Annotated in this window: 23 protein-coding genes; 12 read left to right on the forward strand and 11 right to left on the reverse strand. The window is 61.9% G+C overall.

Annotated features, from left to right (window positions below; genetic code table 11):
- Positions 1 to 124 precede the first annotated feature (124 nt).
- The 3 genes from J6497_RS17205 to J6497_RS17215 all read right to left on the reverse strand — a co-directional run bounded on the left by J6497_RS17205 (position 125) and on the right by J6497_RS17215 (position 3191).
- Positions 125 to 1291, reverse strand: coding sequence for an acyl-CoA desaturase (locus tag J6497_RS17205; protein WP_225705529.1), 1167 nt, complete (start codon positions 1289 to 1291; stop codon positions 125 to 127).
- Between the two features lie 168 nt (positions 1292 to 1459).
- On the reverse strand, positions 1460 to 1669 hold the full coding sequence (locus J6497_RS17210; protein WP_225705458.1) for a cold-shock protein: 210 nt from the start codon (positions 1667 to 1669) through the stop codon (positions 1460 to 1462).
- Between the two features lie 214 nt (positions 1670 to 1883).
- Positions 1884 to 3191: an MFS transporter gene (locus J6497_RS17215; protein ID WP_225705459.1), complete on the reverse strand. Its 1308-nt coding sequence runs from the start codon at positions 3189 to 3191 to the stop codon at positions 1884 to 1886.
- Between the two features lie 184 nt (positions 3192 to 3375).
- On the opposite strand from J6497_RS17215, the gene cyoA reads away from it, so the two are divergent.
- From cyoA to J6497_RS17255, 8 genes are all read left to right on the forward strand, one after another.
- Complete coding sequence (gene cyoA, locus J6497_RS17220; RefSeq protein ID WP_225705460.1) at positions 3376 to 4542, forward strand: ubiquinol oxidase subunit II; 1167 nt, start codon at positions 3376 to 3378, stop codon at positions 4540 to 4542.
- Between the two features lie 10 nt (positions 4543 to 4552).
- Complete coding sequence (cyoB, locus tag J6497_RS17225) at positions 4553 to 6562, forward strand: cytochrome o ubiquinol oxidase subunit I (protein WP_225705461.1); 2010 nt, start codon at positions 4553 to 4555, stop codon at positions 6560 to 6562.
- Complete coding sequence (gene cyoC / locus J6497_RS17230) at positions 6559 to 7188, forward strand: cytochrome o ubiquinol oxidase subunit III (RefSeq protein ID WP_225705462.1); 630 nt, start codon at positions 6559 to 6561, stop codon at positions 7186 to 7188. The genes cyoB and cyoC overlap by 4 nt, the downstream gene beginning before the upstream one ends.
- The gene (gene cyoD, locus J6497_RS17235) at positions 7185 to 7562 is read left to right on the forward strand and encodes a cytochrome o ubiquinol oxidase subunit IV (RefSeq protein ID WP_225705463.1); all 378 of its coding nucleotides are present in this window, start codon (positions 7185 to 7187) and stop codon (positions 7560 to 7562) included. The genes cyoC and cyoD overlap by 4 nt, the downstream gene beginning before the upstream one ends.
- Positions 7559 to 8377: an SURF1 family protein gene (locus tag J6497_RS17240; RefSeq protein WP_225705464.1), complete on the forward strand. Its 819-nt coding sequence runs from the start codon at positions 7559 to 7561 to the stop codon at positions 8375 to 8377. The genes cyoD and J6497_RS17240 overlap by 4 nt, the downstream gene beginning before the upstream one ends.
- The gene (locus J6497_RS17245; protein ID WP_225705465.1) at positions 8349 to 9740 is read left to right on the forward strand and encodes an ATP-binding protein; all 1392 of its coding nucleotides are present in this window, start codon (positions 8349 to 8351) and stop codon (positions 9738 to 9740) included. The genes J6497_RS17240 and J6497_RS17245 overlap by 29 nt, the downstream gene beginning before the upstream one ends.
- Positions 9730 to 10263: a response regulator transcription factor gene (locus tag J6497_RS17250; protein WP_225705466.1), complete on the forward strand. Its 534-nt coding sequence runs from the start codon at positions 9730 to 9732 to the stop codon at positions 10261 to 10263. The genes J6497_RS17245 and J6497_RS17250 overlap by 11 nt, the downstream gene beginning before the upstream one ends.
- A gap of 137 nt (positions 10264 to 10400) precedes the next feature.
- Positions 10401 to 10628: a cysteine rich repeat-containing protein gene (locus tag J6497_RS17255; RefSeq protein ID WP_225705467.1), complete on the forward strand. Its 228-nt coding sequence runs from the start codon at positions 10401 to 10403 to the stop codon at positions 10626 to 10628.
- Between the two features lie 395 nt (positions 10629 to 11023).
- Here J6497_RS17255 and J6497_RS17260 read toward each other — a convergent pair whose 3' ends face one another.
- Positions 11024 to 11542: a septal ring lytic transglycosylase RlpA family protein gene (locus J6497_RS17260; RefSeq protein WP_312010304.1), complete on the reverse strand. Its 519-nt coding sequence runs from the start codon at positions 11540 to 11542 to the stop codon at positions 11024 to 11026.
- Positions 11543 to 11979: 437 nt separating this feature from the next.
- Between J6497_RS17260 and J6497_RS17265 the strand changes: the two genes are divergently transcribed.
- The gene (locus J6497_RS17265) at positions 11980 to 14205 is read left to right on the forward strand and encodes an alkaline phosphatase family protein (protein ID WP_312010305.1); all 2226 of its coding nucleotides are present in this window, start codon (positions 11980 to 11982) and stop codon (positions 14203 to 14205) included.
- Between the two features lie 114 nt (positions 14206 to 14319).
- Here the strand turns inward: J6497_RS17265 and J6497_RS17270 are convergent, their stop codons facing one another.
- The 4 genes from J6497_RS17270 to J6497_RS17285 all read right to left on the reverse strand — a co-directional run bounded on the left by J6497_RS17270 (position 14320) and on the right by J6497_RS17285 (position 18825).
- Positions 14320 to 14793 carry a VOC family protein gene (locus J6497_RS17270; protein WP_225705470.1) on the reverse strand — a complete coding sequence of 158 codons (474 nt, stop codon included), beginning with the start codon at positions 14791 to 14793 and terminating at the stop codon, positions 14320 to 14322.
- 530 nt (positions 14794 to 15323) lie between these two features.
- The gene (locus J6497_RS17275; protein ID WP_225705471.1) at positions 15324 to 16145 is read right to left on the reverse strand and encodes an alpha/beta fold hydrolase; all 822 of its coding nucleotides are present in this window, start codon (positions 16143 to 16145) and stop codon (positions 15324 to 15326) included.
- Between the two features lie 59 nt (positions 16146 to 16204).
- Positions 16205 to 17413 (reverse strand): multidrug effflux MFS transporter, encoded by a 1209-nt coding sequence (locus tag J6497_RS17280; RefSeq protein ID WP_225705472.1) that lies wholly within the window; start codon positions 17411 to 17413, stop codon positions 16205 to 16207.
- A gap of 119 nt (positions 17414 to 17532) precedes the next feature.
- Positions 17533 to 18825, reverse strand: a complete 1293-nt coding sequence (locus tag J6497_RS17285; protein ID WP_225705473.1) for a glycosyltransferase — start codon at positions 18823 to 18825, stop codon at positions 17533 to 17535.
- A gap of 509 nt (positions 18826 to 19334) precedes the next feature.
- Between J6497_RS17285 and J6497_RS17290 the strand changes: the two genes are divergently transcribed.
- Positions 19335 to 19514 (forward strand): hypothetical protein, encoded by a 180-nt coding sequence (locus J6497_RS17290; protein ID WP_225705474.1) that lies wholly within the window; start codon positions 19335 to 19337, stop codon positions 19512 to 19514.
- A gap of 79 nt (positions 19515 to 19593) precedes the next feature.
- Here the strand turns inward: J6497_RS17290 and J6497_RS17295 are convergent, their stop codons facing one another.
- Both J6497_RS17295 and J6497_RS17300 read right to left on the reverse strand, forming a co-directional pair.
- Positions 19594 to 20112 (reverse strand): hypothetical protein, encoded by a 519-nt coding sequence (locus J6497_RS17295; RefSeq protein WP_225705475.1) that lies wholly within the window; start codon positions 20110 to 20112, stop codon positions 19594 to 19596.
- Between the two features lie 29 nt (positions 20113 to 20141).
- On the reverse strand, positions 20142 to 20603 hold the full coding sequence (locus J6497_RS17300; RefSeq protein ID WP_225705476.1) for a hypothetical protein: 462 nt from the start codon (positions 20601 to 20603) through the stop codon (positions 20142 to 20144).
- A 128-nt stretch (positions 20604 to 20731) separates the two neighbouring features.
- Between J6497_RS17300 and J6497_RS17305 the strand changes: the two genes are divergently transcribed.
- Both J6497_RS17305 and J6497_RS17310 read left to right on the forward strand, forming a co-directional pair.
- The gene (locus tag J6497_RS17305; RefSeq protein ID WP_225705477.1) at positions 20732 to 21244 is read left to right on the forward strand and encodes a hypothetical protein; all 513 of its coding nucleotides are present in this window, start codon (positions 20732 to 20734) and stop codon (positions 21242 to 21244) included.
- A gap of 148 nt (positions 21245 to 21392) precedes the next feature.
- Positions 21393 to 22592, forward strand: coding sequence for an adenylate/guanylate cyclase domain-containing protein (locus J6497_RS17310; protein ID WP_225705478.1), 1200 nt, complete (start codon positions 21393 to 21395; stop codon positions 22590 to 22592).
- Between the two features lie 128 nt (positions 22593 to 22720).
- On the opposite strand, the gene J6497_RS17315 is transcribed toward J6497_RS17310, so the two are convergent.
- On the reverse strand, positions 22721 to 23281 hold the full coding sequence (locus J6497_RS17315; protein WP_225705479.1) for a class I SAM-dependent methyltransferase: 561 nt from the start codon (positions 23279 to 23281) through the stop codon (positions 22721 to 22723).
- Positions 23282 to 23533: the final 252 nt, after the last annotated feature.

A 23533-nucleotide genomic window follows, 5' to 3' on the forward strand; every position in this document is an offset into this window, starting at 1 on the left:
CCCGGCAATCACCGCCGGCGGTTAGAGCGTTTTCGAGCGAAGTGGGTACCGGTTCGCGTGAAGAAAACGCGTCAAAACAAGAAGCTAGAGCTTCGGTTCTGATTCAATCAGAACCGAAAACGCTCTAGGCCGCGGCGACCAGCTGCGAGCGAACCGACGCGAGAAAATGCTCGTAGGCGTGGTCGACGATTTCATTCAGCGAACGAGTCCTCGCAAAGATAGCTTTTGCCTCGGCCAGGAACTCCTCACGGGTCGGTATCTTCGGCAGATGCAGGCCCGCCAGCACATCATGGGTCCCATCATGCCACCGATCGAGCATCTCACGCAGCGCGGAGGGTTGCAGGGCCGTCAAGTCGGTGTGGCACAGCGCCGACGAGATGGTTCGTGCAACTCGTTGGGAATCGAACCGGCCGGCGAGCTGGCGGGCTGCTCGATTAATCACGCGCGAGCCGAGCAGCTGCTCGTTCCGCAGCACCTGTTCGGGCGGTGCCTTCAGATTCCAGACGATCCCGAGAAAGGATAATCCCTTCAAGACGTAATAGGTCACGTCAATCTCCCACCAGCGAAAACCCTGCCGAACGCTGCTTTGGTAGGCGTGATGATTATTGTGCCAGCCCTCCCCCATCGTAACGAGCGCCAGCAGCCAGTTGTTGCGGGAATCATCTCCTGTCACGTAGTGCTTGCGGCCGTGGACATGGGCGAGGGAGTTGATGCAGAAGGTCGCGTGATAGAGCAGCACCGTGCTCCAGAGGAATCCGACGACCAGCCCGGGCCACCCCGCAAGCACAAAGCAGAGAACCGCAATGGCGGCGGCGGGCAGGATTTCAAGCTTATGCAGCCACATCAGCTCGGGATAAGAGGCGAGATCGGCGACTTTCACCAGATCGGTCGTGCCGTGCTGCCGGGCGAAAATCCAGCCGAGATGGCTATACAGGAAGCCCTTGTGGCGTGGTGAATGGACGTCTCGTTCGGTGTCCGAATGTAGATGGTGGTGCCGATGTTTGGCCGCCCACCATAGTACGCTCTTCTGGGCGCTGCTTTGTGCGAGAAACGCCAGAATGAATTGAAAGGCCCGGCTGGTGGAATAGGCGCGATGCGAGAAATATCGATGATATCCTGCCCCGATCGCGAACATCCGCAGGCAATACAGTGATGCGCAAATTGCGCCGGCCTGCCACGTTATGCCTGTCCAAATTGCCGCAAGGCAGCCGAGATGGACGGCGAGGAACGGCAGTGCCGACGGATAGATGATGTCATCGTGCTCATCATCGGCAGCATTATTGGGCGACATGTTTCTGGATATGGGGGTCATTCGGCGCGTCCGGGATTTCGCGGAGCGCGGAGTTCAAGAATACTGCACGCGAAAAACCCCGCGGCGGGCGAACCACACCGCGGGGTCTTGAACCAGAACTTTGCCAGTACATCCGTGGTCAAAGCAGATGGCGAGTTTTGCGATGCCTTACAGGGCGCGCAGATTTTCCGCGGCAGACTTGCCGGTCCGGCGGTCGGCGACGACTTCAAAGGAAACCTTCTGACCTTCGTTGAGGGTGCTCAGGCCAGCGCGTTCGACAGCGCTGATATGAACGAAGACATCCTGGTTGCCTTGGTCCGGCTGAATGAAGCCGAAGCCTTTTTGGTTGTTGAACCACTTTACAGTTCCCGTAGCCATGGGAGGTCGTCCTTTTGGGTATGCGTGTATTTGAACCGCGCGCAAGCACAGTCCGCTGTTGTCGAGGTAAGGAGGGAGGGTCGTCAGTCAGGCGCGCTAATTGCGGCGAGGCCAATTCGTTCGGCCGAAACTCGATAGGCGATAGATGGCCCAGCTTTGGCTCGTTTGCAAGAGGAGACTGCGGAACCCCGGCGCTTTTCTGCTGTCGCCGCGATCAGCCCGCGGCTTCGCGCGGCCCGCTCAGCCAAAGGGCCAGGAGCGTCCACACCGCGCCGGACAACAGATAGGCGCCGGCGGAGATCAGGCCGAAATGGGTCGCGAGCAGCAGCGCGGCCAGCGGCGCAAACCCCGCGCCGAACAGCCAGGCGAGGTCCGAAGTTAGCGCGGAGGCGGTGTAGCGGTAGATCGGCGCGAAGCTGGAGGCGATGGCTCCCGAAGACTGGCCGAACGACAGGCCCAGCAGAATGAAGCCCAGCACCATGTAGATGGTTTCACCGACGGCCCCGGCATCGAGCAGTTGCGGGGCGAAGCCGCTATAGACCGCAATCGCGACCGCCGAACCGATCAGCAGTGATTTTCGTCCGACGCGATCGGCGATCAATCCCGACGCCACGATCGCGACGACACCGAACGCGGCGCCGATCATCTCGATGACGAGAAACCGCACCGGGCTTTCGCGCGTGAACAGGAAGATCCAGGAGAGCGGAAACACCGTGACCATGTGGAACAGCGCAAAGCTCGCCAGCGGCGCGAAGGCGCCGAGCAGGATGTTGCGCCTCTCATCACGAACCGTGTCGACGATGCGCGCCGGCTGCAGCTCGCGGCTCTCGAACAGCGAGTCATATTCCGGGGTCGCCACCATGCGCAGCCGCGCGAACAGCGCTACCACATTGATCGCGAACGCAACGAAGAACGGGTAGCGCCAGCCCCAGTCGAAGAAATCTTCCGCGGACAGGTTGCCGGCAAAGAACGCGAACAAGGCGCTTGCCACGATCAGTCCGAGCGGCGCGCCGAGCTGCGGCACCATCGCATACCAGCCGCGGTGATGCCGCGGCGCATTGAGCGCGAGCAGCGAGGCAAGGCCGTCCCAGGCGCCGCCCCATGCCAAGCCTTGCGTGGCGCGCGCCAGCGCCAGCAGCCAGATCGCGGCCACGCCGATCGTCTCATAGCCGGGCAGGAACGCGAGCGCGACCGTCGCAGTCCCCAAGAGGAACAGCGCGATGATCAGCTTCGCGCTCTTGCCGTAGTGGCGGTCGACCGTCATGAAGATGACGGTCCCGAGCGGGCGCGCCACGAAGGCAAGCGCGAAGATGGCGAAAGAATAAAGTGTCCCTGTCAACGCGTCCGTGAATGGAAACACCAGGCGCGGAAACACGATCACCGACGCGATCGCATAGACGAAGAAATCGAAGAATTCGGACGTGCGGCCGATGATGACGCCGATGGCGATCTCCCCGGGGTGCGCCGGTTCGTGACCTTTCGTCACCGGGTGGCCGTGAGCCATTGCAGGGGCCTGTGTCATCGCCATCGCGCCTATACCGTTCTTGATCGAGGCGGCCGCCAGGCGGTCTTGCCGCCCGCGGCCTCAAAACCGTTGTTTGAGACGCTATTGCGCACTGCAACATTGGACAAATTGTCCAATGTCCTCCTTGTTGCGTCGCAGCTACCCCTTGTTCCACATAGGAAAATTCCAACAAGGTTCCCCCGTGCGTGTCTTGAGGATTCTGGCGTTACTGCCGCTCGCAGCCGCTCTTTCAGGTTGCGATTTTGTCGTGCTGGCCCCCGCCGGCGACGTGGCCGTGCAGCAGCGCGACCTGGTCGTCATCTCCACCATCCTGATGCTGTTGATCGTCCTGCCGGTGATGGCGCTCACCGCGCTGTTCGCCTGGCGCTACCGGCAGTCGAACACATCAGCTCGCTATGAGCCCGAGTGGGACCATTCCACCCAGCTGGAGCTCGTCATCTGGTCGGCGCCGCTCCTGATCATCGTCTGCCTGGGTGCGCTGACCTGGATGGCCACCCACCTGCTCGATCCCTATCGCGCGCTCGGCCGCATTGCCGCCGACCGTCCGATCGAGACGCAGGACAAACCGCTCAATGTCGAGGTGGTCGCGCTCGACTGGAAATGGCTGTTCATCTATCCGGACTACGGCGTCGCGACGGTCAACGAGCTCGCAGCTCCCGTCGATCGCCCGATTCGTTTCCGCATCACGGCTTCCTCCGTGATGAACTCCTTCTACATTCCGGCGCTGGCCGGCCAGGTCTATGCCATGCCGGGCATGGAGACGAAGCTGCATGCCGTGACCAACCAGCCCGGCGCGTACAGGGGCTTCTCCGCCAACTACAGCGGTGCCGGCTTCTCCGGCATGCACTTTGCGTTCCGCAGCCTGACGGCCGCCGACTTCGACAAATGGATCGCCGGCGTGAAGGCGAGCAGCGACATGCTGGGCCGCAACGACTACCTCGTGCTCGAACGTCCGAGCGCCAACGACCCGGTTCGCCGCTACGGCTCCGTCGATCGCGACCTGTTCAAGGCGATCGTCAACATGTGCGTCGAGCCCGGCAAGATGTGCGCGAGCGAGATGATGGCGATCGACGCCAAGGGCGGGCTCGGTCGCGAAGGACTGAACAACACGCTGCCGCTGACTTACGACAAATATGCCCGACGCGGCGCGGTGTTCGGGCCCGAACCGACCTACGTGGCGGGCATCTGCTCGGTCGACGAATTGAAGGGGCAATCATCGCCGGAGAGCGCCGCCCCGTTCGACACGACGCCGCTGCGCGGAGCCGGCCTCAAGCGTCCGCTGTTCTCGCCCGCCAATCCCTCCTCGACATCCCTTCTCCTCGGACCGCGTCCGAAATCAGACTCTTAAAGAGCGCCGCATGTTCGATACTTCCTCCCTTGCCAAAGCGATTTTCGGCCGCCTGACACTGGAATCGCTGCCGCTGCATGAGCCGATCGTCGTCGGCACCTTCATCGTCGTCGCGCTCGGCGGCATCGCCCTGCTCAGCGCCATCACCTACTTCCGGCTGTGGTTCTATCTGTGGCGCGAGTGGTTCACCACCGTGGACCACAAGCGCATCGGCATCATGTACATGGTGCTTGGCATCGTGATGCTGCTGCGCGGCTTTGCCGACGCCATGATGATGCGCCTGCAGCAGGCGATCGCCTTTGGCGGCTCCGAAGGCTACCTCAACGCCCACCACTACGATCAGGTCTTCACCGCGCATGGCGTGATCATGATCTTCTTCGTCGCCATGCCGCTGGTCACCGGGCTGATGAACTATGTGGTGCCGCTGCAGATCGGCGCGCGCGACGTGTCGTTCCCCTTCCTCAACAATTTCAGCTTCTGGATGACCGTCGGCGGCGCGGTGCTGGTGATGCTGTCGCTGTTTGTCGGCGAATTCGCCCGCACGGGCTGGCTCGCTTATCCACCGCTGTCGAATATCGGCTACAGTCCCGACGTCGGCGTCGATTACTACATCTGGGGGCTGCAGGTGGCCGGCGTCGGCACGACGCTGTCAGGCATCAACCTGATCTGCACCATCGTCAAGCTGCGCGCGCCGGGCATGACGATGATGAGGATGCCGGTCTTCACCTGGACCTCGCTGTGCACCAACGTCCTCATCGTCGCCTCCTTCCCGGTCCTGACGGCGGTGCTGGCGCTGCTGGCGCTTGATCGCTACGTCGGCACCAACTTCTTCACGAACGACTTCGGCGGCAGCCCGATGATGTACGTGAACCTGATCTGGATCTGGGGCCACCCCGAGGTCTACATCCTGGTGCTGCCGGCGTTCGGCATCTTCTCCGAGGTGACCTCGACCTTCTCGGGCAAACGCCTGTTCGGTTACACCTCGATGGTCTACGCGACCGTCGTCATCACCATCCTGTCGTACCTCGTCTGGCTGCATCACTTCTTCACGATGGGCTCTGGAGCCAGCGTGAATTCCTTCTTCGGCATCACCACCATGATCATCTCGATCCCGACGGGGGCGAAGATGTTCAACTGGCTGTTCACGATGTATCGCGGCCGCATCCGTTACGAACTGCCGATGATGTGGACAGTCGCGTTCATGCTGACCTTCGTGATCGGCGGCATGACGGGCGTGCTGCTGGCGGTGCCGCCGGCCGACTTCGTCCTGCACAACAGCCTGTTCCTGGTCGCGCATTTCCACAACGTGATCATCGGCGGCGTGGTGTTCGGCGCGTTTGCCGGCATCGCCTACTGGTTTCCGAAAGCCTTCGGCTTCAGGCTCGACCCGTTCTGGGGCAAGCTGTCGTTCTGGTTCTGGGTGGTCGGCTTCTATTTTGCCTTCATGCCGCTCTACGTGCTCGGCCTGATGGGCGTCACCCGCCGCCTGCGGGTGTTCGATGACCCAAGCCTGCAGATCTGGTTCGTCATTGCCGGCATCGGCGCCTTCCTGATCTTCCTCGGCATCATCGCCTTCCTGGTGCAGATCGCGGTGAGCATCCTCAAGCGCGAGGCGCTCAAGGATGTAACCGGAGATCCCTGGAATGCACGGACGCTGGAATGGGCGACCTCGTCGCCGCCGCCGGCCTACAACTTCGCCTTCACCCCCGTCGTCCACGACAATGACGCCTGGTGGGACATGAAGCGCCGCGGCTATCAGCGTCCACTTGCCGGGTTCAAGCCGATCCACATGCCGAGCAACACCGGAACGGGGGTCATCCTCGCCGCACTGAGCACGGCAATGGCGTTCGGCCTGATCTGGTACATCTGGTGGCTGGCCGCAGTGAGCTTCATCGCTCTGCTCGCGGTCGCGATCGGCCACACCTTCAACTATCACCGCGACTATCACATCCCGGCCGATGAGGTCGTCCGGGTGGAAGACGCGCGCACGCACCTGGTTGCCGCTGGAGCCAAGTCATGACACTCGCTGTCGTCCCCCCACAGAACTCCGAACCGGTCTTCTATCTCGTTGACGAGCACGAGCATCCCGAAGGCGCGAGCACCATGCTCGGCTTCTGGATCTACCTGATGAGCGACTGTCTCATCTTCGCGATGCTGTTCGCCACTTTTGGCGTGCTCGGCGGCAACTACGCGGCGGGTCCGGCGCCAAAGGACCTGTTCGATCTGCCGCTGGTGGCGGTCAACACCTCGATGCTGCTGCTGTCGTCGATCACCTATGGTTTCGCGATGCTGGCGATGGAGAAGTCGCGCGTCGGCGCGATGCAGGCCTGGCTCGTGGTGACCGGGCTGTTCGGCCTGGCGTTCATCAGCATTGAACTGTTCGAGTTCGCCCACATGATTCACGAAGGCGCTACGCCACAGCGCAGCGCCTTCCTGTCGTCCTTCTTCACGCTGGTCGGCACCCACGGCCTGCACGTCACCTTCGGCCTGGTATGGTTGGTGACGTTGATGGTCCAGATTGCCCGCTTTGGCCTGATCGAGGCCAACCGCAGGCGGTTGATGTGCCTTAGCATGTTCTGGCACTTCCTCGACGTGGTCTGGATCGGCGTCTTCACCTTCGTGTACCTGATGGGAATGCTCCGATGAAAGCCGAAACTCACGCCCTGCAACCCGCACCCGGTGACCACGCCGAGCACCATGCCCACGGCTCACGGGAAAGCTACCTGATCGGCTTCGGCCTCTCTGTCATCCTCACCGCGATCCCGTTCTGGCTGGTGATGGCCGGGGTGCTCGACAAGCAGCTCACCGGGCTTGCCATCACGCTGCTAGCGGCGGTCCAGATCGTGGTCCACATGGTGTATTTCCTGCATATGAACACCCGCTCTGAAGGCGGCTGGACCATGATGGCGCTGATCTTCACCATCATCATGGTGGTGATCGGGCTGACCGGATCGCTGTGGGTCATGCATCACCTCAACGTCAACATGATGCCGGGGCACGACATGAGCAGCATGCCGTGACGGCGCGCTGCCCTGCCCTCTCGCTGCTGCTGGTCGCCCTCGCGGCGCTGGGCGTCGCCGCGCTGACCGCGCTCGGCGTGTGGCAGCTCGAGCGCAGGACCTGGAAGCTGGCGCTGATCGATCGGGTCGAGCAGCGCCAGCATGCAGCGCCTCAGCCGCTGCCCGCATCGTGGCATACGATCACCGCATCAAGCGACGAATATCGGCGGGTGACCGTCACCGGCCATTTCCTGCATGGGCGCGAGACGCTGATAGCCGCCGTGACTGACTACGGTCGCGGCTTCTGGGTGCTGACGCCACTCCAGACAACGAACGGAGCCACGGTCCTGGTCAATCGCGGCTTTATTCCCCCGGATCGGCGGGATCCTTCGACACGGCGCGAGGGAAATCCGCCCGGAGTGGTGACCGTCATCGGCCTGCTGCGGATCACCGAGCCAAAGGGCGCCTTCCTGCACACGAACGATCCGGCGGCAAACCGCTGGTACTCGCGCGACGTCGCTGCGATCGCCACGGTGCGCGGACTGTCGCAGGTCGCGCCATTCTTCATCGACGCCGATGCCTCGCCCAACCCCGGCGGCTACCCGATCGGCGGGCTGACCGTTGTCAGGTTCCCGAACAACCATCTGATTTACGCGCTGACATGGTTCGCCATGGCCTTTATGCTGGCGGCTGCACTCCTGCGCGCCCTGCGCGGCAGGATCCACGTCCGCAACTTCAATGCGCGGCGTGACGCCGTGCGGAGCCTGGTGGCCGCCGCACGCAGTTTGTCTCGCAAGACGGGCCCAGATGCTCGAGCGCATATCGGATCAGCATGACCACGGGAAAACGACGGGCGAGGCCATGACGCTGCCGGCCAAAGCCGGCGGCGGCACGGCCCCGGTCGCGCTGGATGCGCCAGAATCGACGGACGACACCACCAACCGCAAGAACATGGCGCTGCTGATCCAGCTTCGCTGGACAGCGGTGATCGGCCAGATCGTAACGATCGCATTCGTGGACCGGTGGCTCGGCATTCCGCTGCCGATCCTGCCGATGGCCGGCGTGATCGCAGCCCTCGTGGCGCTCAACCTCCTGAGCCTGGTGTGGGTGCGGTACCGGGCCGAGATCAACAACCGCGAGCTCCTGCTCGCGCTGATGCTCGACGTCGCCGCATTGACCGGCCAGCTCTATTTGAGCGGCGGAGCCACCAATCCGTTCACATCGCTTTACCTGCTGCAGGTGACGCTCGGCGCGGTCCTGCTCGATGCACGCTCGACCTGGTCGCTGGTCGCGCTTGCCTGCGTGAACTTCGCCTGGCTCACCGTCGACTATCGTCCGCTCGGGCCGCCACATCACGGCTTCAGCGATCTGTTCAGCCTCCATGTCGCGGGCATGTTCATCGGCTTCGCACTGAACGCCATCCTGCTTGTGGTGTTCGTGACACGGATCAATCGCAACTTAAGGGAACGCGATGCGAATTTGGCCGCGCTGCGCCAGCATGCCGCCGAGCAGGATCACATCGTCCGGATGGGCCTGCTTGCCTCCGGGGCGGCGCATGAGCTCGGCACGCCCCTGGCGTCGCTGTCGGTGATCTTGAGCGATTGGCGGCGCATGCCGGCGCTCACATCGGATCCCGAGCTCGCAGACGATCTCGCCGAGATGGAGACGTCGCTGCAGCGGTGCAAGTCGATCGTGACGGGCATTCTCGTCTCGGCCGGCGAGACGCGTGGCGAAGGATCGTCCCCGACGACGGTGACGGCTTTTCTCGCGGCGCTGGTCGAGGAGTGGCGCACCACGCGCCCGTCGGCCACGCTGTACTTCCGGAACGAGTTCGGCGCCGACCTTCCGATTGTCTCCGAGGTCGCACTCAAGCAGGCAATCTTCAACGTGCTCGATAATTCCGCCGAGGTATCGCGCGACTGGATCGAGCTCGCGGCCGAGCGCGCCGGTGACAAGCTCATGCTGTCGGTCACCGATCGCGGGCCGGGCTTTGCGCAGGAAATGCTGGCGCAGTTGGGCAAGCCTTACCAGTCGAGCAAGGGACGCCCGGGAAGCGGCCTCGGCCTGTTCCTGGTCGTCAACGTCGTGCGCAAGCTCGGCGGGGTCGTGACGGCGCGAAACAACGCGGAGGGAGGCGCGACCATCAGCCTCGAACTGCCCCTGGCAACGCTTGCGATCGGAGGCGACCTTGAGCGATGAACGGCTGCTCTTGATCGTGGAGGACGATGCGGGCTTTGCCCGCACGCTCAAACGTTCGTTCGAGCGGCGCGACTATCAGGTCGTCGTGGCGGCCTCGCTCGACGAGGTCCGGAAAGTGCTTGAAGAGAAGACGCCCGGCTATGCCGTGGTGGATCTCAAGCTGGGCGGCGCGTCGGGTCTGGCCTGCGTCGAAGCGCTGCATGCGCACGATCCCGGGATGCTGATCGTCGTGCTGACCGGATTCGCCAGCATCGCGACCGCGGTGGAAGCCATCAAGCTTGGCGCCTGCCATTATCTTGCCAAGCCGTCGAACACCGACGACATCGAAGCTGCGTTCAGCAAGGCCGATGGCAACGCCGACATCGAAGTGGCCGCGCGTCCCACCTCGATCAAGACCCTGGAATGGGAACGCATCCACCAGACCCTGATCGAAACCGATTTCAACATCTCCGAAGCCGCAAGGCGGCTCGGCATGCACCGCCGGACCCTCGCCCGAAAACTGGAAAAGCGCCAGGTGAAGTGACCAGGGGCGTTCTCGAGCGAAGCAAGTCGATAAGCGGCCAGCAGCGCACCGAAGGTGCGGTGCGCTAAATATCGGGATGTCCATCGAGGAACCACAGATGAGGAGCTAAGTTTCTCCCTCTCACAGAGGAGATTGTCATGCGCTCTATAGTCCTCGCTTTCCTCATTTTGCTGACTGAGACCTCGTTGTCGTTTGCACAGGGTCACATGGGCTCCCCACAAGAGCAGAGGGCCTGCAGACGAGATGCGCAGCGCTTTTGCCGACAGCAATTGGCCGATGATTCGGCAGTTCAACAATGCTTGCAGCAGAACAGGGCCAGACTAAGCAAGAGCTGCCAGAAGGTATTTGCCAGCCGCGGAATGTAAGGCCCCCTGTTCTGGCGCGAGAACAATTGCTCTTGCAGTGCAGCGCTGGAGTGGAGCTGATATGATGCGCTATTCCATTGCTGCAATCTCGGGGAAGAGCGTAAGCGGCACGTCTGCCTGGTCCATTCCCTCAGGGAGGGTTGGGGTGCGCGGTTCGCCGGGACGACTTAGTGAGCCAAACATCGTCACATCATGGACTGCGGGTCCGGCGCAGTCGTGAGGCTCAACCACGGTTCTCCATGTAGCCGCCGGCCAGTTATCGGTCCAGCTCCCTTCAGGGCTGCGCCGGGCCTGTTATGGGAGGGGACATTCGGCCAGGCTCTCCTCTACATTTCAGAACTGATGACCGCGCAAATTCCGCAGGCTGGCGCCTTGCCGCCAGAGGTGGCATCGCCTCAGGAATCAGCGGCCAGGACGCCATCGCTGACCGGTCCGGGGGTCCAATAGTCCCCTGCAAGCGGCGTAACTCTTACGTCCTTAATTACTCCGAGCTCCAGGCTTGGATCGAAATGGCGCATCGTCCGCTCATTCAGGTCAATGATGCGGCCAGGCGTTAGTGGCCCCACGTCATTTATCTTGACGATGACCTTCTTGCCTACAGCCTCAACGAGGGCATACTTCGGCCTCGCGCCATATCGGACCCCACCGAATTTCTGACGCAAACTTGTCTTGATGGCAGCCGCCCAGACGGAGGGATCATAGCGCTCGCCGGAGGCCGTGTTCGGGCCGCCCTCCCGCCATCCGGGCCGGAACGGATTGTACATGGATGCTGCGCCAGCGACCGCATCCCCAGAAGCGGCATTGACGATGGCGCTTGAATGAACCGAACGGATTTCACTTCGAGCAATGCTAACAGAAATGACAAGCACAACTACGGCGCCGCAAATTGCGGCGCTCGAACGAAACACCATCATAACTCCTTGACTGATTTTTTTAGATTGTTCGGTTCCCGACGCCGCAAACTGGCGACGGAACCGTTGCGGGAACCAGGGCGGCCCTCGCGCAGTGTTTTTAGTTCACACCGACTAAGCCAGAGATTGCGTCAGCAGCATGGCTGAACAGGAGTCTGTCGGATAGGACGTAAGCAGGAGCAAGCAGTGACTGATATTCGCTCGGATTCAGAAGCCGGCGTTGTGTCCGACATCAACCTTGTTCCGCCGTGCATCTGAAAGCGGACGCGACGGCTTCGTTGGCCCAGGTCGCTTGCAAGCCGAGAACCTCGCAGCGGCATCACTGCGACACTACACGTGTCGCCGAAGCGTCACATGCGCGTCGTCAGCCTGATCAGATAATCGCCGCCTCGTTCTCGACCAAACTCGCGCAGATTGCGCAGCGAAAATGGGGCGTCCACATGAACTTGAAGGATTTTCTTTGCTTGATATCGGCGATGTCGCTCGCTGCATCGCTGGCCGGCGTTGCGGTACCGGCACGTGCGGATCACGACGACGACGGCCGCGATCATGGCTACGGCGACAACCGCGATCACGACCATCATCAAGATGACGACCATCATGGCCGCAAGTCGCCGCGAGTGGTGATGATCTCGCTCGACGGCGCCAAGCCTGACTTGATCCGGCAGTTCATCGACGAGGGCGTGCTGCCGCATGACGGCGGCCTGGCGCGGCTGAGCCGCCGCGGCGCAGTGGCGGAACAGAACGTGACGGCCTCGCCCTCGCTCACCGCGGTGTCGCATATCGAAATTGCCACCGGCTCGACGGCGGTCCACAACGACATCCCATCGAACACCTTCCAGGCGATCGTCGGGCCGATCTCATCGAGCCTGAGTGGATTTGCGGCACCGATCGGCGGCTATCGCGAGAGCCCGCTCGGGCCTTCGCCGCGTCCGACAGCGGTGCCGCTGTGGGTGCAGCTGCGCCAGCAGGGCAAGAAGGTGGTCACCGCGACATGGCCGGGCGGCGACGGCGCCGACATTTCCGTCAACAACACGGTGGTGCAGCCGGCGCAGCCGACCCGCGTCACCGACTACACCGTGCCGTTCGGGGCGTTCGGCGGCATCGGGGCCCAGGGCTTCTCGCTGTCCCGGGCGGACTTCACATCCGATCCGGCGATCGTCGCGGCGCTCCAGGCGGCCGGCCGCTTCTCGTTCAGCCCGGTGCTGGTGACCTCAGTGCCGATCGAGACATTCTCGTGCTCCTCGGCGCCATCAGCGACCTGCACCAATGCGGCGACGCTCGACGTCAAATACGCGATCCGGGTGGCCGCGCTCGACACCACCAATGACCGCAAGGTGAACTACGACACCCTGGTGTTCTTCGACACGACGCGCGGGATCACGGCAGGACCGTTCCACGCGCCGTCAACCGGACCGGCCTATGCCAAGTTCGGCGGCGAGAATGCGCCGTTCTTCTTCGAAGGCAGCGGGGCCAAGGTCGGCGCCGCCTACTTCGTCTCGGCGCTGTCGCCCGATCTTTCGGTCGTGCGTTTCGCGCGCTACGGCGCCAACTTCATCCCGCGCAACGCCGCGGTGCTGGCCGACGTCGACGACATCAACAACAACATCGGGTTCTGGCGTCCGCAGGCCGATTTTCGCATTCCGGAGCGACTGAGCCCCGGCTTCACCAATTTCCCCGACGTCGAGATAGAGGCGATGTTCGAGGACATGGTGAAGACCTTCGTGCGCTATCAGGCTGACATCGGCGAGCGCGCGATCCGGAAGCATCCCGACGCTGACCTCGTGATGATCTACATCGAGCAGCCCGACGGCTCCGAGCATCAGTTCCTGCTCACCGACCGCCGCCAGGGCACCAACCCGACCGACCCGAACTCGATCGGCGCCAACCAGGATCCTGCCAAGGTCGCGCGGTACGCCTCCTACATCCGCTTCGCTTATCAGACCGCCGACAAGGCGGTGAAGCAGATCGCCGATGCGGCAGGCCGTGACAGCAACGTCATCGTGGTGTCGGACCACGGCTTCGCGCCGTTCCACACCTCGGTCAGCCTGACCAACATCCTGCGCAATGCCGGCATCGACACCACCAAGGTGGCGATCCGCACCTCGGGCCCGGCGGCCAACATCTACGTCAACCTGCAGAACCGCGAGTTGGGCGGCACTGTCGATCCGGCAACCTACAGGGCGCTGGTCACGCAGATCACCGACGCGGTGAAGAACGCGGTCGATTCCAACCCGAAGTTCAACTTTTCGCTCAGGGACGGGCGGATATTCACCGTGGTCGAGACCCGGCCGCTGCAGTGCGAAGCTGGGACCGGGGAGTGCACCAGCAAGACCATCGGCCAGGATTTCGGCGATGTGTTCGCGCTGATGGCCCCGGGCTACAACTTCGACGGCATCCAGAACCCCGGCGTCGCCCGCCTCGGCGATCCGTCGTTCAATGCGGCGACGACCATGCTGTCGATGCCGAACTTCTACGGTGCTCATGGCCACGATCCCGAGCTGCCGGTGATGAGCGCGACCTTCATCGCCGCCGGCCCGCAGATCCGCAAGGATACTACGGTTCGTCGCATGCACAACACCGACGTGGCGCCGACCATCATGAAGATACTGGGCGTCACGCCGCATAAGGTCGACGGCGAGGTGCTGCACGAGATTCTGCGCTGAACGCCGGACGCGCGATCTTCAAACCGATCCGATGGGAGCTGACCAGCGCCCATCGGAGCCGGCTGCGCGAAACGACGAGCATGCCGCCAGTCGCAACGCCCGCAGGCGCAAACGTCAGCCGCGCCGCGCCGCCTTGATCGCGGCGACGTCGATCTTCTTCATAGTCATCATCGCATCAAATGCGCGCTTTGCTTCGTCACCGCCAGCCGCCAACGCCTCGGTGAGCACGCGCGGCGTGATTTGCCAAGATATACCCCATTTGTCTTTGCACCAGCCGCACGCGTTCTCCTGCCCACCATTGCCGACGATGGCATTCCAGTAGCGGTCGGTCTCATCCTGATCGTCGGTGGCGATCTGGAACGAGAAGGCTTCGCTATGTTTGAACGCGGGACCGCCGTTGAGGCCGAGACAAGCGACGCCGGCAACCGTGAATTCGACCGTCAGCACATCACCCGCTTTGCCGGATGGGTAGTCGTTGGGTGCACGCTGGATGGCGCCGACTGCGCTGTCGGGGAAGGTCTCGGCGTAGAAGCGGGCGGCAGCCTCCGCGTCCTTGTCGTACCAGAGGAAAATCGTGTTCTTTGCCATTGCGGGTCCTTTCGGTTCCAAGCCAGATCACACCCATTGCCCACCAGATCAGGCAACCCTGTCGATGTACCCCAACCCGGACGTCCTTGCCTAGCCATCACCGATGTCGCCAACTTAGCTTTTCGATTGCTGCCTGAGGTTGCATCAGCGCAAACGAGCGCGGCTCGCTCGTCTAATGGAGCCTCCTAGTGCTTGCCTGTGCATGACTTAGGGAGGCGGGTGAGATGCGCTGACGACTGACCCGTTGACTTTAGGCGGCTACAAGGAATTCCCTCCCACGCTACGGGCGCTACCTGTGGCGAGTCCGCCTGCTCTCGCGCAGGGAACGTCGGCTCCGGGTCGGAAGTCGACCTTCCGACACCGACTTCGCACACGCCGTGCGGCTAAGCAGCTGCGAAGGCGAGAATGCGGTAAGCCTCGCTCAACGCCTTGGAATGGCTAGCCGATGGGCTGCGTCGGCGGCTTCCTAGTGGCGCAGCAGGAGGCAAGATGCCGGTGTTCAAAGGAGCCTGACCACTTACGCTCTTGAATCACGTCTTGAACCGGCCGAGGCCGACTGTCAGGAACCGATCGAGCATGGCGTTGACCTGGTCGGCGACCTCGATCGTATTGAAATGTCCAGCGAGCATCGTCTTTGCCACGACCATCTGGGGACAGAGTTCCTGCAGGCGATCGAGATCGCGCGCCATGTTCACCAGAGGCACATCCGCGGAGATATAGGCTATAGGAATTTTGCAAGCCTTCGCTGCGGGCGTCGGATCATAGTTCTGCGTGAAATTCTTGATGGTCGAATAGGCCGCTTGCTGCGGTATCTTCTCGCAAGGCGGCAGAATATAGGTCTCGTAAATCATCTTTCGCCGTACCGGATCGTCGAAATCGCAACCGATCTCCCATGCATTGGCTTTCAATACCGTCCGGTAGTTCGGCCCGCCGATGCCGTCCAGCAGACGTTGCACGTCTGGGGAATCCCGCAAACCGGCGGGTGCCATCACAATCGAGTCGATCATCACCATGCCTGAGGCGAGTTCGGGATAACGCCCGCACAGTTCAAGCGCGACCGCGCCGCCGAAGCTGTGGCCGATCACGACGGGCTTTTGCAACCCCAGTTGGGCACATTGCCAGGCGATATCGTCCGCGAACCCCGCCATGGTGTATTCCTGCTCCGGCGCGTCGCTGGCGCCGTGGCCGCGAAGATCGACTGCCACCACGCGACGGGTTTGCCCGAAATAGGTGATCTGGGGCGTGAAGATACCATGGTCGCCGGTCCAGCCGTTGACGAGAACCAGCGGCGGGCTCTGCGGAGCCTTGGGTGCCACCTCGAAATGCGCGAGATGCACACCGCAGCGATTCAAGAAAACTGGCTCTAGCGTTTCATAAGAGATCACGGTCTTCCTCCTGCGCTAACTCTGTACTAATGCAGCAGCGCAAAGCGTCTGGCGGGGCCGACGACGCCGACATACGACGCGATTGCGAGCAGGCAAAAAGAAAGCATCACCAATGCCATCGATAACGCCGAGCGACCGTCAAAGAGCGCGGCGACGAATGCGCTGGACGACGCAGCGGCGATCATTTGCACAAATGCCATCACGGCACTGATCGAGCCCGCGATGTCTGGCATCGGCAGCAATGCCCCGTTCATGGCATTCGGCGAGATCAACCCGAACGACAACGCGACGCCGATCATCACCGACACCACTACGGCGATCGACTTGCCTCCGGCCATAGCCATCACGAGCAAGGAGGTCGCCATGATGGTCGAGAGCGCCAGGCCGATCGCAATCATTTGACCGGGCGACACTCCCCAGCCTCCAAGACGCTTGTTGATCAAGGTACCGATCATGACCGACAGCGAGCTTGTCCCGAAGATCAGACCATATTGATAGGCGCTCAGGCCGAGAGCATTGATGAAGAACAGTGATGAGCCGGTGATGTAAGCGAACACTGCTCCCGCGGCGGCGGCGTTGCAGAGGATATAGCCGACGCAGAGGGGATTACGCAGAACGCGAAGGTAGTCGCGGATAATGGCTGCTGGACTGAGGCGGATGTTCGGATCAATCCGCGCGCTCTCGCTGAAGCCTCCCATCGCGGCGAGCAGCATGGATCCGCCGACGATCGGCACGAGGTAGATGGCCCGCCAGCCGCCAACGGCAAGGAACGCCGCGCCGACGGTTGGTGCAATCATCGGCACGACATTGATAGCAAAGACCACGTTGGACATCTTTGCGCGTGCGGCCGCGCCGTCGAAGAGGTCGCTGACGATGGTAACGGCGGCCATTCCTGGCCCCGAAGCGCCCGCCCCTTGCAGCGCCCGAAAAAACAGCAGCTGCGGCAGTGAACGGGCAAGAATGCAGCCCACGCTCGCGATGATGACTAGCACGCAGCCAAACACCACGATCGGCTTGCGGCCGAAGCGATCCGATACCGGCCCATACACAAGGAGCGCCGCGCCCAGGCTCAAGAGATAAACGCTCATCGCCAAACCCACATCCGCCGGTGCCGCGCCAAGATCAGCCCCTGTCGCCGACAAGCTCGGCAGGATCACGTCGATGCCGAAGGTTGGCAGAGAAGACAGAAGACCAAGCAGCAACGTAAACACGAACGAATCGGGATGAATGCGCACGGGTAGGGCTCGCTTTCAATCGGAGTCACGCCTCGCGCCTTGCGTACGTTCGGCGCACTTTGCGAACGGCAGCGAGGGACGTGGGGCACATCATGTGTCTGGCGCCGCCTTGTGGATTGTCAGGCACCGCGAAGCCGCCGTTTCTGGGGTTGCTGTCTCGCCGCGCGGCCAGTGGCGGCGATCGTCTCCATCTCGTCGACAAGGCGCGACCGATCGATATCGGTCTTGATTGCCTCGCCGAGGAGACGTGCCGCCGCTTTGAATTGTGGCTCAGTAATCAGCCGGTTCACTGCCGCGGCAATTTCCGCTTGCGAAGCCGTTGGGGGCAATCGAAGCCCTGCGCCCTTCGCCTCGACGCGCGCGGCGTTATCGGCCTGGTCACGGCCCATTGGCAGAATGAGCTGCGGCAGAGCGTTGATTAGTGAGCGGGTGACGGTTCCGTGGCCGCCTTGCGATACCACCACGGAAACATCCTTCATGACCAAGTCATGGGGAGCGCCCTCAATCAAATGCACATTCTTCGGCGCCCGAAGATCGGCTACGTCGAGATTGGGGCCGGTTGTTGCAAGGGCGTCGATCTCGACCGCCTCCATCGCGTCGATGATGCGCTGAAACAGATCGCGCTGGCCTTGCGCGCCCGTGCTGCATGCGATCAGCGCGCGGTGACGATCCGACTGAGCGGACCATGGCGCTTGCCACGACCTCCCCGCGGATTTGGACCAATTCGGCACGTCGAGCAGCGGTCCGACGTAGCGGAAATTGTCGGGCAGCCAGTCAGCCTGAAAGTCGAACGCTTGACTGGTCGCGAGCAGAAGCCGGTCGGCCCGGTCGAACAGATCCATGACATCCACCAGAACGGGAAGACCGAGATCGTCACGAGCGCGGTTAAGAATTGGCAGAAACCCATTCAGCGCCGCCGCGAACCTGGCACTGGCTGCATCGACTTCAGCGCGCTCTTCCGGGGTTTTCGGTTGGCTCAATCCGCTGGTGGCCGGCGGCACTCCCGGGAGGGGTCGAATGCTGACATGCGGGGAAAGAAGAGCGAAGGGCACGTCAGATGCCTCCGCCCCGAGCGCAGCACCAAAAAGCATGTCAAGCAGGAGAACAGCATCCGTCCGCATACGGCCAATCTCATCCCGGATATCGGCCGCATAGAGCGCGGCAGGATCAAATATGATCCGGCGTATAAGTTCTTGTATGTCCGAGACATCTGTCGGGTCCGCGGCCTCACCGATCGGAGCGCGGCGCCATGTTACAAACTCAAAGCCGGCGGCCTCCACTTCAGCGCGCATTGCCGGATCCGCCATCACCCGGACATGGTGTCCATTCTGGCGCAACCTCCGCCCCGCAGTCAGCAGCGGGCTCAGATTTCCCAAGGTGCCCCACGACGCCAGCAGAAAATGGTAAGACATCAAAGAAGCCCTTTGTCCAGGTCACGAATTCGTTGACGCGATCCCTTCTGCTGACCAATGCAGTCTTACAGACGGATGCGTAGCCGCGCGTGCCTCCGCGCTGACCTCCAAGAATTGGGCGGCCCGCGTTACCGAACGATGTCTCGTCAGAGTGAAATGCTTACATCCGTAAGGATGGCGCCATGATCATGGCGCAGTTTTCAGACTGCGCCGACCGATGCAGCCTTCGCGTCACAGCTGTCGGGAAATGCCACGATCCCCTTCAGCGCGCAAAACGACCTGTTCTCCGCGAGGCAGACAGGTTCGCGGCCACACCGACACTTGCGGATGAGCATCAGCCGATCGCTCACCTCCGGGACCCAGCGCTTGCGGCAAGGATCCACTCGAACCCCAACCGTCTGCGCGGCAAGGTTTCGCAAACCATTCACGCATGCCCCTCCGGCCGCTAACGAATCGAAAATCGTTCTGCCGCAAGTTCGTGCGCGGGAAGAGCGAGGGGAGATCCAGGCATGAATGGGCTGACCATCATGGAAAACGTGCGCCGATACCGCACCATAGCTTCGCTGTGCCGCCAAGCCGCAGCATTTCGACCCATTCAGCGGCATTCACTGCTCGCGCAAGCCGAGGAATGGGAGGATCAAGCGGTTTCGGAGCTTGAAGGTTACTTCAAGCGGCGCCTCGATAGCTGAATGATGACATGCGAGTGTCGCGCAAACGCTTCGCGTTTGTCGCGAGGGAAAACCGGCGTCCACTTTTCCGCATCATGCTTTAATGCTCAGGAAGCACGGTCCAGATCTTCTCGGCGAAGCCGCGTTTATCGAGCTTCCAGGTTTCGTGGTCGACGACGGCCTTTCCACCTCGGCATTTGTAGGAATAAGCCGAGTCGTGGCCAGTAGCGAAAGCCGGAATGGTCTTCTCTTTCGAGGCCTGCTTGCAGAACGCGTCGGCTCCCGGATTGTCCTTGGCCGTGTTGATCTTGGCGCAGGGCAGGTTCGCCCCGACGAAACAGACCATGACCTTTCCGTCCATGCAGCGGTATTGCGCCTGCGTCTCGATGTCGGACAGGTCCGGTTCGCGCTTGGCGTCGGGTGCGAGCGTCTTGAAGGCCTTGAGCGTCGGCTCGCGGAGTGACGGCTCATAGCCGCGCACCTTGTCATCATCGCGGACGTTGGCGCAGTGCTGGACCAGATTCTCTTCGGCCGCAGCCTCCCTGGCCTGCGACGTCGCGACCGACAGGCAACACAGCGTGACGGCGAGCGTCGCAACGTCGACTATGGGCTTTCCCATCAACATGTCCTCCGAGCGATCGGCCGCGCTCATCGCGCGGCGCAGCGATGGAATTTCTCAGGCGTCTCCGTGATCCAGAAGAAGCCGTGCAGCGCAAGGTCGATGGTTGCCGGTGACAGACGCCGGATCACCACCGTTCCAGAGGTCTCGGGGCTGCCGCCCTTGTAGCAACGCGCGGCGAACCTGACCTCGTCGCGACGGCGTTCAGGCTTCGACAGCTTGCAGCCGACCTCGTAGAACTCGAGTTCTGATGACATGATGGTCAGGACATCGACCTCGCCGTTCACCTGTTCGCAGCGGGGCGGATTGCTCGACCACTTGCCTTGGAACTCATCGGTTGCAGACGCAGCGCCTTGGACGCATGCCAGTAAAACGACGCCTGCCGCAAGAGAGGTGCTACGACGCAGTGCCTCGGAGAGAGCCATTTGCTTCCCTCTGATTCCGTGATTGCTCGCTGATTGGCTCTCGACTGCCAATGACCCTTCGATCATAAGCGGCGCCCCAGAATATGCATAGTGTGCCTGCAAGCTGGGCGATCGATTGCGGCAGCGGAGCCGATGGAGGTTGGTCCGTGACACGGAAATCGAACGCGCTACCGGTGCTTGAAACGCCTTGCCGCGTGCGCGGCCTGCTGGCGGCCTCGCTCGCGGCGTGGACGTTCTTCATGGTCGTTGCGACCGCGACGCCGCTGCTCGCGACCGGCGTCTGGTCACTGATGACTGATCAAGACGCGACCTGGCCCAGTTCCAGACAGATTTTCGGTTCGTTCGGATTCGCGGCGGCAGTCGGGCTGCCGATCTCTTTGATCATTTGCTTCGCAGTCGGCTATCCGGCCTGGAAATTCGCCAGCACTCATGGCCTGACGACCCGATGGGACGCGGTCAAGATCGGCGCTGCCCTTTACCTTCTGGTGACCGTGGGCGGCCACATCGCGATCTACATGGGCAGGGGCAGCTATTCATATGCGCAAGGAGGGGTTTTGCTAACAAAAGACAGCGTGCCGACATTTCAGGGCGTTGTTTTCGATCTCTTCCTCACGCTGTTCTACGCCGCGGATGGCGCGGTCGCGGGGCTTGCCGCCTGGTTGGTGGGAGGCAGCAAATCCGTTGTCTCCATCCATGCGCAACGCTGATCGATCGGAAGCTTGAGCCGTCAAGAGCAGCTTTCAGTCCAGCGGCGGGCGCTCTCCGCTGTCCTGACGCAGGTCCTCGTTGACGTCATCGAGCGGGCACACGACATATCCTATACCGTCGGTCCACGTCACCACTGAGGAACAAGATATGAACGCGCCGCCAAACGTCGAGCCCGGCACCGCGTATTCTGACAGCGACGTTGCGCATTGGCTGACAAACGAGACCCGCGATGAGCGCTTCATCGACAATATTTTCGCTGAGCTGTGCATCCGCCTCCAGCAGGCGGGCATTCCCGTCAAGCGGGCGTCGCTTCATATCCTGATCCACCATCCTCAATGGCTTGGCGCCCGGATGATGTGGACCGACGGAATGCGCGAGGCCGAAATTGCGAGAGTCGATTACGATGTCACGGAGCGATCCGAATACATCGACAGTCCCGTCAACGAAATCCATGACGGCGCCGCCGCGGTGCGCGAAAATCTCGAACGCGATCCCGCGCTGGGCCGCAAGCATGCCGTCTATGACGAGATGCGGGCGCAAGGCTTGACTGACTATGTGGCGTGGCCGCTGTATCATACGCTCGGCAAGCGGCACATCGTGACCTTTGCAACCGACCGACCTGGAGGTTTCGACGACGCGCATCTCGACAGCCTGCTAAGACTGCTGCCGGTCCTGGCGCTGGTCAGCGAAATCCGCGTCAAGAACCGGCTGGCGCGAACGCTGCTCGAAACCTATGTCGGGCCGCATGCCGGCGAACTGATTCTGGCCGGCGCGACCAGGCGCGGAAGCGGGACGACGGTACGCGCCGCCATCATGATCTGCGATCTCAGGGATTTCACCAGGATCTCGGACAACTGGCCGCGCGACGACGTCATTGATCTCCTGAACGGCTATTTCGACGCGATGTCGGAGCCGATCGTGCGACATGGCGGCGAAATACTGAAATTCATCGGCGACGGTCTGCTCGCCATTTTTCCGCTGAGCCAGCCGTCGGCCTGCGCAAATCTGCTGCATGCCGTTTCCGAAGCCCGGCAGGCCATGATTGCGCTGAACGAGAAGAACAACGAGATCGGCCGTGAGCCGCTGAATTACGGCATCGGCGTCCATGTCGGAGACGTCATGTACGGCAACATCGGCTCGCGCACCCGGCTCGACTTCACGGTCATCGGCCCAGCGGTCAACATGGCTTCGCGTCTGGAAACCCTGACCAAGCAATTGGGTACAAAGGTGCTGCTGTCCCGCGCGTTCGCCGACTTCGTCCAAAACGATTTCGATCTCGAACGCGTCGGCGAATTTCCGGTGCGAGGCTTCAGCGCCCCGATCGAGCTGTTTGCGTATCATGGCTGAATAATACGGAGCCATCGCCAGGTGCGAGTCACTGCAAAGGCCGCGAGTTCCATGTGCTGAGGGCGCAGGATCGCCTTCCTGCCGCCAGACGTCTCGGCATGGGACGACGCCTCCAACAACAGGTGGGCCTATGCCTTTCGCAACAAAGCAGCAATGCAATGGTTGATCGACGGCCGGCTGAGCGCCTTTAAGCCATCGTCGGCGGCGGCTCCGATCTGCTCTGCAAATTCTGCCTCACTGACATGACCGACAGGCTCGGCCAGTAACAGATCAGCGCCTGATTTCATGGCTCGGGCAGCTTCCGAGAAGAAGGACGCCGCGGACGGCAACTCGTGCACGACCGCAAATGCGAACACAAAGTCGGCACTTGCATCCAGGTCGGCAAGCTGCATGGATGTAGCACTGACCACGCGCGCATCGATCCTGTCCAACAAACCGGCTTTGCGGGCGCGGCGTTTCAGTCCCTCGATCATCCGCGGCTCTACATCCACCGCCACAACACGACCCGAAGGCCCAACCAGCTTCGCTATTTCGAGGGTAAAAAAGCCCATGCCCGGGCCGGGCTCCAGTACTGTCATCCCTTCTCGAATATAGGACTCCAGGATAAGAGCAGGATCGTGCCACAACTTCCGAATGGGACTTGCAATCAGGTAACCCACCCACCACGGGCAAGGCTTGTGTTGGGTCATCCCTTTCCCCCTGGTTCCGATGACTTTCCAGCGGCACTTCGGAAAGAGCAATTCGGCTGAGCTTAAAACGCGAGAACGCTCAACGTGGTTCTGTGTTCCGAACAGCGAGACTAGAGCATGATCCGGAAAAGTGGACACCGGTTTTCCCTCGCGACAAACGCGAAGCGTTTGCGCGGAGATCATGCTCAAACATGGCGTGGGTGGGAGATGACGCCGACCAAGGCCTCGTCAATGCGCTAACCACTTGGTTCG

Source organism: Bradyrhizobium cenepequi (assembly GCF_020329485.1).
Lineage (GTDB): Bacteria > Pseudomonadota > Alphaproteobacteria > Rhizobiales > Xanthobacteraceae > Bradyrhizobium > Bradyrhizobium cenepequi.